Annotated in this window: 11 protein-coding genes and 1 pseudogene; 2 read left to right on the forward strand and 10 right to left on the reverse strand. The window is 68.0% G+C overall.

Annotation, left to right across the window (positions count from 1 at the left end):
- Positions 1-18 precede the first annotated feature (18 nt).
- The 6 genes from OZ403_RS22205 to OZ403_RS22230 form a co-directional block, all read right to left on the reverse strand.
- Positions 19-603: an HMA2 domain-containing protein gene (locus OZ403_RS22205; RefSeq protein ID WP_140792753.1), complete on the reverse strand. Its 585-nt coding sequence runs from the start codon at positions 601-603 to the stop codon at positions 19-21.
- On the reverse strand, positions 600-860 hold the full coding sequence (locus OZ403_RS22210; protein WP_237077307.1) for a hypothetical protein: 261 nt from the start codon (positions 858-860) through the stop codon (positions 600-602). The genes OZ403_RS22205 and OZ403_RS22210 overlap by 4 nt, the downstream gene beginning before the upstream one ends.
- Before the next feature lie 8 nt (positions 861-868).
- Entirely contained in the window at positions 869-2,086 is a 1,218-nt protein-coding gene (locus OZ403_RS22215; protein WP_140792757.1) for a hypothetical protein, read from the reverse strand.
- Positions 2,087-2,259: 173 nt separating this feature from the next.
- A complete protein-coding gene (locus tag OZ403_RS22220; protein ID WP_268781667.1) occupies positions 2,260-2,817 on the reverse strand; it encodes a hypothetical protein in 558 nt (185 codons plus the stop codon).
- Between the two features lie 53 nt (positions 2,818-2,870).
- Positions 2,871-3,800: a glycoside hydrolase family protein gene (locus OZ403_RS22225; RefSeq protein WP_268781668.1), complete on the reverse strand. Its 930-nt coding sequence runs from the start codon at positions 3,798-3,800 to the stop codon at positions 2,871-2,873.
- Positions 3,797-4,147, reverse strand: coding sequence for a hypothetical protein (locus OZ403_RS22230; protein ID WP_140792763.1), 351 nt, complete (start codon positions 4,145-4,147; stop codon positions 3,797-3,799). Before OZ403_RS22230 ends, OZ403_RS22225 begins: the two co-directional genes overlap by 4 nt.
- A gap of 177 nt (positions 4,148-4,324) precedes the next feature.
- Between OZ403_RS22230 and OZ403_RS22235 the strand changes: the two genes are divergently transcribed.
- The gene (locus OZ403_RS22235; protein ID WP_268781669.1) at positions 4,325-5,638 is read left to right on the forward strand and encodes a serpin family protein; all 1,314 of its coding nucleotides are present in this window, start codon (positions 4,325-4,327) and stop codon (positions 5,636-5,638) included.
- A 218-nt stretch (positions 5,639-5,856) separates the two neighbouring features.
- A pseudogene (locus tag OZ403_RS39795) lies at positions 5,857-6,230 on the forward strand (trypsin-like serine protease).
- A gap of 110 nt (positions 6,231-6,340) precedes the next feature.
- Here the strand turns inward: OZ403_RS39795 and OZ403_RS22240 are convergent.
- The 4 genes from OZ403_RS22240 to OZ403_RS22255 all read right to left on the reverse strand — a co-directional run bounded on the left by OZ403_RS22240 (position 6,341) and on the right by OZ403_RS22255 (position 13,723).
- Complete coding sequence (locus OZ403_RS22240; RefSeq protein ID WP_140792767.1) at positions 6,341-7,039, reverse strand: LysM peptidoglycan-binding domain-containing protein; 699 nt, start codon at positions 7,037-7,039, stop codon at positions 6,341-6,343.
- Positions 7,040-7,231: 192 nt separating this feature from the next.
- Entirely contained in the window at positions 7,232-10,159 is a 2,928-nt protein-coding gene (locus OZ403_RS22245; RefSeq protein WP_268781670.1) for a helicase-related protein, read from the reverse strand.
- Positions 10,146-12,338, reverse strand: a complete 2,193-nt coding sequence (locus tag OZ403_RS22250; RefSeq protein WP_268784895.1) for a hypothetical protein — start codon at positions 12,336-12,338, stop codon at positions 10,146-10,148. The genes OZ403_RS22245 and OZ403_RS22250 overlap by 14 nt, the downstream gene beginning before the upstream one ends.
- Positions 12,338-13,723 (reverse strand): hypothetical protein, encoded by a 1,386-nt coding sequence (locus OZ403_RS22255; RefSeq protein WP_268781671.1) that lies wholly within the window; start codon positions 13,721-13,723, stop codon positions 12,338-12,340. The genes OZ403_RS22250 and OZ403_RS22255 overlap by 1 nt, the downstream gene beginning before the upstream one ends.
- Positions 13,724-13,894: the final 171 nt, after the last annotated feature.

The raw sequence follows: 13,894 nt of genomic DNA on the forward strand, positions 1-13,894 counted from the left end.
CGCAGTGCAACCGCGGCCTCACGCGTGGGGCCGAGGCCGGAAGGCCACCGTCCCGCTGACGCGCGCGGCGTCTTCCTGCTCCTGCTCTCGCACACCGTCACGGAACACGCTGTAGGCCCAGTACAGCGCGTTGTCCCAGCGAGGCAGCCAGCCCTTCTGCGACGGGTTCGCCACCAGCGAGTAGATGCCCGTGGCCGTCAGCACCACGGGAATCAACTCGTAGAGGCCCGCCCCCGTCAGCTCACGGGCCAGTCCGTCCAGCCACCGGGCGCCACTCACCACGTGCTCAGCCGGGGCCTTCCGTGACTTCGCCATGAACTTGGCGTCGACGATGCCGTCCAGGCCCGCCGTGTCGACGATGGCCGCCAGGAGCGATTCCACGTCGGCCGCGTCCGGGCTGTACTCGATGAGCAAGCTGCCCGTGAGTGGAGAATGGACGGTGCCGAACACCCCTTGCGTCTCCCCCAGCTCACCGCGCACGCGGTCCGCGAGGCCCGCGTCATCTCGGAAGCAGCTCGCGCGAACACGAAGCCGGCCCGGGGAGTGGTGCACGAGCAACAACCACTCCCCTTCGATGGCGCCCGAGTCCGGGTCGAGCCTCATGCGTGCCCCTCCCGGCTGTCCGCGACGGGCCTGGCGCCGCTGTCCGCCGCGCGCCGGCCGTGGGCCTGATGGAGATTCGCCCGCGAGCGCGCCTCCGCCACCAGGTCGGAGAGGAACTCACGCTCGGTGGCGATGACCCGCCGCGTCCACCCCACCAAATCAAACGCCGCCGTCGCCACGGAGACGACCGCGCCGCGTGAGTTGTCGACGGTGCTCCGGGCCATCCAGCCGGTGGCCACGCCCGTCAGGAATGCCACCGCCGTCTTCATAGCGCCCCCGGAGCAGCATGGGCGTCAGCGCCCAGCCCGGAGATAGGAGACGACGGCATCCGCCCGTCGCGCGGCTCGGACTGGTCGCCCTGCGGCGCACGAACGACGCCGTGGGTCCGGAACTGCTTCAGCAGGGCCTGAACCCGCTCGCGACGCAACGGACGGTTGAGGGCGGCGGCGGCCTGCCGCAGCAGCAACCACTCCGCGTTCGACATGGACAGGTCCACCGCGGCAATCACCTCGAGCGCGTGCAGGAAGGCATCCCGCGCGGGCTCGGGCACCTCGTGGAGACGCTCGACCCACTGCGCCTCGTCTTCGCCCAGGCGCTCCAGCAGCCGCTTGCGCGCCGCGGAAGGGATGTTGCGCAGCAGGTGCGTCAGCATGACCGTCGCCTCGGCCCGCAGCACCCCATCCGTTCCGAACAGGCACCAGGCGCCTTCGATGAGCAGCTCCACGCACCGCGCGTCCACGGCCCGCACGGAGGAGAACGCATCGTCCAGGGCGCGGCGGTAGCGCGCATACTCCACCGAGGCCTCGCCCAGCCGGCGAGTGCGCCGCCAGCTGGTGACGGAGGAGGTCAGGACGCTGGCGAAGGGAAGGAGGTTTCGCAGCACGCCCTCCCCCATCAAGCGGTTGCCCAGCTTCCGCTCCGCCGCCTCCGTGTCCTCGGTCAGCATGCGGCCCACGAGCCCCGCACCGCCGCGGTCCGCGTCCTCCCACGTCTCCGAGCCCGACGTGAGGGCGTTCAAGTGGAGCAGATCCCACGGGTCATCCGGGTCGATTCGCACGCCGAACGCGGACGCCACGTCGCACATCATCCGGGCCTGGATGAGCGAGCGCAGCATCGTGTCCAACCCCATGGCGGCTCCAGCGACGGGGACGGCCACGAGCGCCCCCACGAAGCCAGTGTCCAGGGTGAACATGGCCGCGCTGGTGGAGATACCCGCGGCGCTTGCCCCCACCAGCGCAGCCTCCTTGCTGGCACGCCGGATGAAAGCATCCGTCTCGGACGCAGGGACGGCGGACGCGGCACCGGCGCGCCGCGCCTCGTAGTGACGCACGTAGGCGGTCACCAGCCGGGCGTGCCACGCGCCCGAACGGATGTCATCGAAGCGCAACTCACGCCCGAGCTTCTCGGCGAAGTCTCGCAGCGGGTGCAGTGCGGCCGCGGGCGTCGCGGCGTCTTCCGGGTGGAATGGAGCGGTTCGTGTCATGGGCATGAGTGCGGAACAGCCGTGCGCGCCAGACCTGGAGGGCGCGACACGGCTGGTGGGGGGTACATCCGATGTGGGCTTCCAGGAATCGGCGCACTCAAGCTAGGGGGATTCGAGGACCGGGAGAACCGGTCCTGCGGGGCAACGCCTACGCCGCCGGGTTGACGTCGGACTCAGCGGACGGGGATGGCGGCCCGGGCGGTGCGCAGGAGCTCGGTGAGCTCGACACGCGCCTGCGCCTTCGCCGCCGGGTCTTTCTCGTCCTGACCTCGCTGCTCCAACAGCGCCGTCACCATGGCGCCCGCGGCGGCCTTGGCGCGGGCCCAGGGATTCGTCTCCGCGTCCACTTCGTTCGTCGTCACCGCGGCCCAGACTTCACACAGGTGGCTGGCCGCGTCCGCGAACGCGGCGACGGCGGGCTTCCGTTCGAGGATGGACGCGTTGCGCAGGTCCCCCAGCGCCCCCGCGATGACGTGCCCCTGGCGAGGTGCCTCACCGCGGGCCTGCGCGAAGAGGTCCGCGGCGGCGGCACTGCCCTCGACGCGCGTCGCGGCCTGCCGCAGCCACTCCGCACAGACCTGGAAGGCCGTGGGCTCCGGGAACTGCGCCGTCAGCCAGCCCAGCAAGGGATAGAGATACTCGGAGCGCTGCCAGACCTCGTCCACGGAGCCACAGGCCAGGCCCGACTGCTGGAACATGCTGAGCAGGAACGCATCAGGGGAATCAGTCATCGCGGCGGCCACTCTCTCCCCGAGGTGGGCGCGGAACAACCCCGAACGTGGCCCTACGGTGCGCCCGTGGGCAGTGACACGTAGTGCTCACCCAGCTCGGTCAACGTGCCGGCGGCGCCGAGCAGGCTCGCGAAGCACGGGTCGTTCGTCCACCGCCCCGTGAACCACGCATAGCGGAACACGTCCTCGCGCCGCTCGCAGACGGCCACCATCTCCGTCATCTGCACCCGCTGCTTGGCGACCGAGTCAATCTGCGCGCCATCCGGCTGGCTGTGGCAGTTGGCGAACTCGGTGACCCAGAACGGCTTGCCGTACTTCGTGAGCCGGTCCAGGTGGTACTCCAGGCCATAGTCGTACCAGTGGAACCCGAGGTAATCGATGTGTGGATCGCGGTTCCCGTTGGCGGCGCGATAGGCGGAATAGAAGGCGTCCAGCCAGACGACGGGGTCGCCATAGCCCTGCATGGTGCCCCAGTTCATCGCCGGCCCCACCAGCTTCACGCCGGTGTTCTGGGCGACACGCTCATACCGTGGCCACAGCTCCGCCGCGGCCTGCGGCGACATGTTGGCCTGGTCCGTGAGGTTGGGCTCGTTGAGGAGCAGCAGGTACTGGATGCGCGGATTTGCCCGGAGGATGGACTCAATCCGCGCCGCGTCGAAGTTCCCGTTCCAGAGCATGGGAATGAAGTCCATGCCGTAGCGCGTCTGGAAGTCCGCGGGCACGCCCGGATGCGGCGTGGGGCTCCAGTTGTACCACCAGCTCACGCCGGGAGCGACGGCCGCCAGGTCCTCGGGCGTCGAGAGGTCGAAGGCGATTCCCCGCTTCGCGCTCTTCGTCGCGATGACGCCGGCGTCGGGCACCTGCGCGCCGGCGTCGGGTCCCTGGGCGCCGGCATCCGGCTCCGGGCCTGGCTCCGGTGCATCCCCGCTGCATCCGACGATGAGCGCGGCGAGCCCCGCGATGATGAATTCAAGGTGCCTCACGCGCGACCTCCCGTCGGGCCAAGAGGGCCTTGTGCGTTGCGCTTGAACAAGGTCAAGAGCCCCGCCAGCGCCCCCAACCCCGGTGAGCTGCCCAGCAGCGCCGCGCCCAAGATGAAACGATTGTAGTCATCACCGGAAGGGGCGCCCGAGGAGTCTGGGCCTCCGAACATCCACATCAACGCCGTCACGCCGACGACCACGGTGACACCTCCGCCCATCAGCAGGAAGTGCTTCCAGGAGCCGTACCCCTTGCGAATGGCGAACACGAGGATGAGGACCGCCGCGCTCCCCACCGCACACGCAATGGCGAGCGCCACGATGAAGCCGCCGATGATGACCATTCCCATGGCGCTGCATCCTACCCCCGCCCGCTCAGGCACCCCAGGTGCTCCGTCGAGAGCGTCCACGGTTTTCTGAGGCACGCCGGAGCCTCAGGAGCGACAAGCCCTGGAATTCACTTGGCCGCGCGTCGAGCACGCGTCTTGCTTTGGCTCACGGCTCTTCCAGACATCCACGGAGGCCCCATGGACATCCCTCGCATTCAAGTCGTCGCCTGCTGCGCCGCTACCCTGCTCCTTGCTGGCTGTGAGAGCACCCTGTGCGGTTCGGCGCCCCCCACCGCGGACGCCAGCTGCCTTCCCCCTGAACTGGAGCAAGCGCCGGGCGAGTATGTCGCCTCGTCGGCCCCTCGGGACGCAGCGCCCACCACCACCGACGAAGAGCTGGCGGCCTTCGTCAGCGGCAACACCAGCCTGGGCGTGGCGCTCTATCAGCGCGCCATCCAGGAGAAGCAGAACGTCTTCTTCTCCCCCCACAGCGTCACGCAGGCCCTCTCCACGGTCTACGCCGGGGCTCGCGGGAACACCGAGGCGCAGATGGCCCAGGCCCTGCGCTTCTCCCTGTCCCAGGCAAGGCATCACCCCACGGCGAACGCGTTGGAGCGGGCACTGGCGAAGCCCCCGAGCCATCCACCGGCTTCGGGGACACCGCCGGCCTTCCATTCCCTGAACTCGGCATGGGGTCAGCAGGGCATGACCTTCCATGACGACTTCCTCGACACCCTGGCCCGGCATTACGGCGCCGGCATGCATCTGATGGACTTCGAGAACGATGCGGCCGGTGCGCGCGCGCAAATCAACCGCTGGGTCGAGGTGAACACGAAAGACCGCATCCAGGACCTGGTCAATGAAGAGTCCCTCCCGGATGCGACGCGCTTGATGCTCATCAACGCCGTCTATTTCAAGGGCGCGTGGTCGTGGCCGTTCAGCGAGCGCGGAACGCGGAACGCGGCCTTCCGGGCCCTGGATGGAACGAGCCACCAGGTCCCGACGATGAGCGGCGGCATGGGGCAGTACATGGAGGGGGATGGCTTCGAAGCCGTCACCCTGGACTATGCCGGAGGCACCTTCCGGATGGTGCTCATCATCCCGGAGTGGGAGCGCTTCAAGGAGGTGGAATCCCGGCTGTCTCCCGCGTTCTTCAACGAAGTCCGCGCACGGCTCGAGAACCGCCGGATCGATATCCGGCTGCCGCGCTTCCAGATTGAGTCCGAGCTCCCACTCATCCCTGCATTGCAAGCGCTGGGCATGGAGGACGCGTTCACGGCGAGCGCTGACTTTTCGGCCATCTCCCCCACGAAGCTCATGATTGCGACCGTGAATCACAAGGCGTTCGTGGCCGTGAACGAGCTTGGGACGGAGGCCGCCGCCGCGACGGCCGTGGGTATGGTCCCCGTGTCACAGCCGGAGCCAATCCACGTCAATCGGCCGTTCATCTTCGTCATCGAACACGTGGCGACACAGAACGTGCTGTTCCTGGGGCGGTTCGTGAAGCCTTGATGCCCCCGTGGCACCACGGCCCCGTGCCCCGCGACGAACAAGGTTCAGGAAGGTGCGACTGACGCGTCAAGCGCCTCCACTTGACGTGTCATGACGCGAGCAAGGCCTGCTGATCCGCGGATAAGCACGTGACTCGATTGGGCAGCAATCCGGCATGTCCACAGCCTGGGTGGTGAGGGCGGTCCTTCACCCACCCGCAATACAATCCGGACACGACGATGAACGACATCGCCGTTCTCAAGCTCGACCGGCCCATCAAGTTCAACCAGGCCGTTGCCGGTGCCTGCGGGCCCCCACCCTCAATCACCGGGTCGTGGCCAGTAGCTACCGCTCCCAGGGAATCACCATCGACGAGCAGGCGATGCTCGGGGCTGGGTACAATCAAGGAGGCAAGGACGCATGCCAAGGGGACAGCGGAGGACCTGCCGTCGTAGCGGGGCCCCAAGGGTACGTGCTCCAGGGAATCGTGAGCTTTGGCGTGGGCTGCGCGAGGCCGGGGTTGCCCGGCATCTATGCGCGGGTCACCCATTACCTCCCGTGGATCCACGCGCAGATCAGGACCCTCACGCGCCGTCAGGTAGGCGGCGCGTGAGAGGGCTCCGTCAGGCGCCGGTCCCCGTGAACTTGAATCCCGGACACGACATCGCCCCCGGTCGAAAGCCCCGGAGGCGATGAGATGACAGGTTCCGCCGTGCGGCGGAACTAGATGAGGGGCATGAAGACCTTGAACCCACTGCGGCCGCTGTTGGTCGTGTTGCTCTCGATGAAGTCGCTGGCGGACGAGCGACCGTCGCCGGTGGTGATGGCCGTGTGGCCGTAGATGCTGCCCAGTCGAGTGGAGGTGCTCTCCCAGGTGAGGACGAGGCCCGGAATCTTCAGCGCCTGCTCGAGCGACATGTTGACCTGCTTGAACTTGTCGCGCGGCAGGTTGTCGTCGATCTGGTTGCCGTTGCCCCAGACCTTGAAACCGAAGGCGTTCTGGATGGCCCGGCTCACGCCCGTGGCGCACAGGCCCTGGCTGTTGTACCCGCCCATGCCCAGCGCGGCCTGGCGGCCCGCCTCGGCGAGCCTGCGCATCGCGGGGGTCGCCTGGCCCGGGGCCACGCCGCCGCCCCCACTGACCGCTCCGCCGCCCGACGCACCGCCGGAGCTCCGCGGACCGCTCTTGCCAGAGTCGAAGGAATCCTTGCCGCTGTGGCCCGTGGCGCGGCCGCCAGCGCTCCCGGGGAGGCGCAGCGTGTCACCCGCGTAGATGAGGTCCGGATTGGCGATCTTGTTGATGCGCGCCAATTCCTTCACCGACGTCTTGAAGCGAGCGGCGAGCTCCGAGAGGGTGTCCCCCTTGCGAATCTTGTAGGAGGAAGATGCTCCCCTGCGGCTCGAATTGATGGACGTGGACATTCAGGTCTCCTGGCTCCCATTGTCGTCACGGCCCTCCCTGAGTTGCGTCCGGTTTCCCAAAATCTTGGAATCCGCAGGGAAACGAGGGGCTGCAAATCGAGAAACCCGAATAAAACCAGGTAACTGGAGGCGCTCGATTGCGGTGCGGCCTCCGTGCCGAAGTGAGCATCACCGTTCCAGGGGAAAAGCGCTCTAGCCGGCGTCGGGCAGCCGTGCCTTCGCCACGGGCCCCAACTCCACGCGGAGCGCCTGCGCGAAGGCATCTGGCAGAGGCTTCAGGGGGTCGTCCGCCAAGCCGTACTCCTCGATGCGGGGCGCCGCCCCCAGGAGGAACTCCAGCCAGCGCTCCCGCAGTCGAACCGTTCGCTCCAGGCGCTCGTCGATGGTGTTGGCAATCAATGGAAGGTGAACGTCCAGGGTGGTGTCCGGCTGTCGCGCGCGAAGCCGCTGGACGAGCGACCCCAGCCGGTCGACGCGGCCCACGCGCTGCTCGAGCTGCGCGGGGTTCCACGCCAGGTCGTGATGAACCACCCGGCGGCAGTGATGATGCAGGTCCAGCCCCTCCTGCATGACCTCGTTGGCCACGAGGACCATCGGGTACAGTGGCGTGTTGAAGGCCTCGCGGAGCCGCTCCCGGCTCTCGCCCTCCACGGTGTGGCGGACGAGCGCACCCGCGCGAACCGCATCATCGAGCACTTCGCGCCGCCGCTCCTCGTCGAGCTTCCCCGCATAGGTCAGGAAGCGCTTCAGCAACTCGAACCAGGGCCGTCCCCGAGGCGTGGTCCAGAAGCGGTCCACCACAGACGACAGCGCCCGGGACTCCACCGCCTCCACGTCAACGCCCTGCTCTTTCGCGAATGCCAGCAGATCCGGAAGGAAGGGGACATTGCGAGCGACGAGGTAGCTGGCGAGCCGCTCGACGGTGCGGACCCGCAGCTCGGGAGGTACCTCGAACAGGGCACCCTTGAGGTAGGACCAGAGATGCTCGCGGCGAAGCACGAGGGCCGCGTCCCCTGCGTCAATCGACCAGGAGGGCGTCCTGTCTCCCTCGGCGGAGTCCTCGACGTCGTCGGCCACGAGGTCGAAGCCGAGCGCCACGTAGCGCGCGTCCGTCAGGCGCCTCAACACCTCCGGGTCGACATCCGCCGCCAATACTCCGTCTCGCGCGAAGAGGGCCACGGCCTGCTCTACACAGCGTTTGACCAGGGACCAGTCCATCCTCTCCGCTTGCGTCTTTGAAACGCGTTGCCGGCGCAGGAGGACGTTCGCCCGCTCGATGACGCGCTCAAGGTGGGCCCCCTCCACCAAGACGCCCTCCAACAGCGTACCGGTATACCGCTCTCGCAGCGCGAGGTAGAGCGCATCCTGAGCGCGGCCGAACCGATCACGCAGGCGAGAGTGATGTCCATCCACCCGCTTGCCGTCCAGCTCGAAGATGTCGCCGTGGCTCGCGGCCGGAAACACCTTCCTCCATCGCTCCAGCAAGAGATTCTCCCATTCCGCCTCGATTCTCCGCTTCAGCTCACGGAGCGTCTCGATGCGGGCGCAGAAGATGAGCGTCTTCTCGTCGCGGGCGACAGCCTCCAGCGCGTCCCGCACGACGTGGTCCACCTTCGGGTGGCCCCCCTGCTCCACGCGCAGTTCCCCCACCACGCTCCGCAAGAGCCCGCGGTAGGCCTCGGCGTCGCCATCGGGCAGGGACTGCCGCTCACTGGAGAGCAGCGCACCCTCGCGCGCGGCCCCGTAGGAGGAGACCATGTTGATCTGAACCGCCGCCTTGTGGGTGCGGCTCTTCTCCCGGAAGAGCTCCGCGATGAACCGCTCGTAAAGCATGAAGGGAACACCCGCCCCACCCTCGGCCCGCAGCCGGGGGCGGTGGCTCCTGCGGTAGACACGCTTGTCCTCCCGGAGGCTCCGAATCATCCACCGCCGGAAGCCCGGCTCGACGCGCTCCGCCTTCAAGGACAGCAACCGGCGCGCGCACAGGACCACCGCCCGCAGGGAAGCATCCGCCGGCTCCTCCACGAGCCGGGGGTCCCTGGAGAACAACGCGCCGAAGTCCGAGATGGCGGCCTCGTCCGCTTGTGACCAGACGCGCTCAAGCTCGTTATAAGCCTGCTTGTAGTCCCCCACGTCGTCCAACAATCGTTGGGCCTGCTCCATCAGGTCAGCAGGCGCGGACCGGGCCAGGGCGAAGAGCGAGAGCACCTGCTTCAGCTCGTCGACAGAGAGCTGGAACGGCGTGGCCGTGAGGAACAGCGCCTTTTCGAAGCGCCCCTCGAAAACAGTGCGCACCCCGGTGGCCCGCACCGAGTCCACGTTCTTCAGCTTATGGGCCTCGTCAACGATGAGCAGGTCGAAGTCGGGGATGAGCTGCCCGACCAGGCGGAAGCGCAGGTCCATCAGCGCATCATCGACCCGCCTCTGGTTCGCGAAGCCGTCGTACTCCTCGCTTTTCCAGAGCGCGTCGAGTGAGCCCTCTCCCGCACGCTGTTTGTGTCTTTTCAACGCCTCTCGGGCATGGGGCCTGATGACCGACCACTCGAAGGTGTCGAGGAACGCCTGCTGCTCGACGTCCACGCGCGCCACCGCGCCTTCCCGGTAGCGACGAAAGATGGCCGCCACCTGATTGCCGGCGAGCCCCTGTGCATCCGCCCACAACGAAAGCAGCCAGGCCTGGTCCGCCAAGGAGCGACTTCCCGCGAAGATGTTCACGGGCGCGATGGTGATTCGCGTCTCGCGAGTGGCCGCGACCAGTTCAGCCAGGGTGCTCGCGGCCTTGGACTGCCCCGCGAAGCCCCGGTACATGGGGCGGCTGGTGTCACAGAAGGCGCGCAGCTCCTTGGACCACTTCGTATTGAGGTCGGGCCCCGGGGTGAGAATCAGCGCCCGGGCATTCGGCAGCACATGCAACCGGGCCGCAAGGACGCCGAGCGCCTCATACGTCTTCCCCATTCCCACTTCATCCGCTAGCACGACGCCTGGCTGATCATCGAACAGCTCCAGCGCGCGGAGGACGGTGTCCTCCTGTCGCTCGATGTCACGCAGGGGCACCGTCGAATCGGCCCGTGCATCCAGGTGTAGGAAGCTCCGCAACCAGGTCCGCTCACGTCTTTCCATGGGTGCCCTCGAGCCCGTAGAAACGAACGACACCGTCCAGCCACCCGGCACCTCGCGGTCGCAGCCGCGTCAAGTCCGCGCGCAGCAGGGTTCGCAGGTCCACGAGCAGCGCCTGCTTCGCCTCCAGATCCGCGCTCTCGGGCAACACGAGCCGCTCCAGCTCGCGAAACAGCTCGCAGCCGTAGACCCAGATTTCGTCATCGGACACGGAATCCCGAGGCAAGTCGCGCAGCCGCTCCCAGAGCGTCCGGGCCCCCATCGGCCCCAACAACCGATAACGAAACGCGGAGACCGTCGACGCGGCGAGCAAATCCTCCTTCAGTCCCCACCAGGCCTTGAAGACGTCCGTGGGGCCAAAGCCCTCGCCAAACACCGTGTCCAGAACGGAGTCGATCCCCGCCACGCCTCGCTGCTCGCGCAGGGTCGACAACCGCTCCGCTCCCACGCGCCGCCCCAGCAGCGCCAGCAACTCCCGGACGCCCAGGCCCGCCAGATGGGCGCTCGTGGGCAGCATCGCGAGGTCCGCGACGCGGATGGGAACAAGCCACGTCCGTCCCGCCGCGCGGAACTCCAGCTCGGCTCCCGCCGCGGCCAGCTCGAAGTCGGAGAGCACCACCGGACCCGAGCCCGGCCCCACGCCCTTCGCCAGCTCCCGGTCCAGGTACCACCAGGACCAGGCCTCCAATCCCTCTGGCCCCTGCTGACTCCAGGTGACGGTCAATGTGCGGATGGCCGCGTCATGGACGACATCCTCGAGCCACGCCGAGAAGTCGACTTCGGCCGCGGGCGCCTCGCGCTCCTCGAAGCGCGCCGACTCGAAGGGGGCGCACACCAGCGAAGGCAGCAGCTCCGACAGGCGCACCTCTCCGTCCAGGCAGAGCAGGACGCCCGCCTCGACATTGCCCCCCTGCTCCACCCCAGACGAGAGCGCGGCGTCGGAGGCGTTGGCGGACCCGACGAGCGCATAGGTCAGCGTCTTGCCCGCGTTCGTCACCGTCAGCAAGAAGAGCTTGGCATGCAGGGGGCGTCGGCTCGCGCGCCCGGAAGGTGTCAGCGTCGCCGTCGGATGGAGCCAGAGTTGGACCTCGTGCTCGCGGACGATGCGCTCGAGGATTCGGCTCGGCGCATGGACCGTCGGGGGCTCCACGGGCCACATCCGTCCCTCGGCGATTTCATGCTCGAACGCCTCGCGCTCGTACCGCCCAAGCCGCCCGGAGCCGAGCTGGATCTCCACACGTTTCGCCGTGACGCGATTGAGCCCGAAGTACTCCAGGCGCTCGATGCTCTCGCCGTCGACCTCCTCGCGATAGCGCGAGGCCCACAGCCGTCCTTCGCCCTCCGCGAGCACGGGCATTGCCCCGCGAATGGGAGGGGCGAGGGGTGCGTCCTCCCAGGGCACGCCAAGGTCCAGCGGAGGCGGACTCCCTGGGCGAAGCGCGAGCAGCTTGGAGAGCACCGACGAAAGCCCCTTCGTGTCATTCGCGATGTCGAGGTCGTCCTGTTCGAAGAACGGGGACAGGATGCCCACACGAGTGACTCGCGATTCCTCGGGGAGCGCCTCTTTCAGATGATCGAGCATGGACGCGCTGAAGGTGTCCACGAAGAGCGCATCCGCGGGCGCGTGGCCGCTGAGGGGCGGCGTTCCGGAGATTCTCGCCACGAGCGCGGAGCGGACCAGCGTCAGTTGGGTTCCCGGGTGGGTCGCGAACGCCGCGCAGCTTCTGAGGAACCTGTCTACCGTCCGTAGGAACGCCGCGTCGGCGGGGACGTCGTAGCGCAACGTGCGCGTGAAGAAGAGCTCGGCGTTCTGCTCGTGGCCCGGCCTGGTGGCATTGCCGGAGCCCACGGCGACGCGTGCCTCCTCGTCGTACAGCACCAGGATGACCTTCGGGTGGAACGTCCGCTCCCGGATGAGCTGGAGGTCATACGGCAGGCGACGACCACCCCTGCGGACATGGGCGTCGACGAAGCAGGCCACCGGTGTCTCGCGGAGCGCCGCACGGGCCTCCTCGTGGTAGCGGACAGCCTCCTCCTCCGGGTCCCCCTGCAAGCGCAGCAACGCACGCAGAATGCGGTCCTCGAAATAGGAAGGGTCGAACGTGTAGGAGCAGAAGACGGCCCCCAGGCAGGGCTGCTCGGAGACGAGGACCTGCTCGATGAGCCTCCGGGATTCGAGCATCACGCGGCACCTTCCAGAGCATCCTGCTCCCAGCTCATGGGCAGCCGTCCCAGGTCCGTAAGCAACGTGCGGACCACATCCAGCTTGAACGCCGGGAAACGGGCCGCCTCCGGACGCGCGGTGTACGACGTGACGACAAGCACGAGCTTGCCGGCCTCGTTGCGAATCCAGCCTTCGCCGCGTCGCCGCTCGCGCTGTACATCGGAATGATAGGCCAGCAGCAGGTCGAGCGCCGCGAGTGGGTCCGCCTCCACCAGCGCCTCGACCAATCGCAGAAAGGCGGCACCATGCATGGGCAGGCGCCGGATCGCGCCGACCTCTGGTGAGGACAGCAGCGCCGCGCATGCGCCCTTCAGCGGCTCGAGTGTCCGCGCATCGAGGGCCTCGCGCCCGATGCGCTCGCGGGGGGCGACCCAGCCGGCGCCATCCAGACAGGCATAGACCCGGTCGAAGGCCCCGACGAGCTCCTGCATCACCTCACCGAAGCGGCGCGCCGTCAGCAGGAGCGCCAGCAGCTCATCCGAGAGCCGTCCCAGCCGGCCCGCCAGCGCCGCGTCGAGGATGTCTCGCGGAGCAGAGACCCCGGCCTTCGCGGCTGACTCGACCAACTGGCTCATCGCGAACGAGTGCGGGTCCCGTGCGTGCACGAAGAGGGCCTCGAACAACCGGTGCTGCTGCGCGGTGCGTTCTCGTTCGACCAGGGAGGTCAGACGGCTGAACCGCCCCACCTGAGCCAGCGTCAGCCGTCCATGGGCCCGCGCGATGCTCGTCGCTTTCCTGTCCAGCGCCAGCAGCGCGTACTCCTCGTATCGCCCCCGGTGTTTGTTCTCCGAGGGCTCGTCCCAGAACGCGTCGATGAGCGCCAGCGCGCCCGGGCCCGGTCGCAGGGAACCCTCGATGACGAGCCCGGCGCGCCGCAGCGGCGCCAGGTATGCACCCAGGTTTCCCAGCTCCTGCTGACGGGAGATGAGCTGGAAGTCGAGCGGCAGGCTCGACGCTCCGGGGCGCCACGCATTGCGGACACCTCGAACGCCCCGCATGGAATCCCAATCGCCCCGAGGAAGCTGGCCTTCTCGGAACTCGAGCGTGGCCAGAGCCCAGAAGCGCTCCCAGCGCTCGAAGAGCTCTCGCCGCACCTCGTCCGTCGCGGGGTAGGAATGGTGCTCGATGGCCCGCTCCACGAGCTGCAATCCATAGAGCACCATCGCGCAGGCCTGGGCCCTGCTGGAGCGAGTCGTCAGCGTGGGCAACCCCCAGAGCCCCACCTGCTGCGAGACATAGTCGAGCGCGAGCGGGTCTTCAGAGGTCAGCTCGGGATTCTCCGCGGACGGGGCCACCCAGCAGAGGGCATCGGCGGGACTCTTCAACGGCGTGAGCATGGGCATGCACGCGCAGGCTCGCATCTCGGCGCCGTGCTGGAAAGACGGGGGACCTACCACCCGGGGAGTATGGCCCGTGTGTCATTGGGGACCTCTCCGGCCCATGACGCAGTGGCTCATGATGAGGCTTCTGAAAGCCGTGTCTTGAAAATGTTCCAGTTCTCCGAGAGTCAAAAT

Source organism: Myxococcus sp. NMCA1, from assembly GCF_026810205.1.
In the GTDB taxonomy this organism is placed as follows: domain Bacteria; phylum Myxococcota; class Myxococcia; order Myxococcales; family Myxococcaceae; genus Myxococcus; species Myxococcus xanthus_A.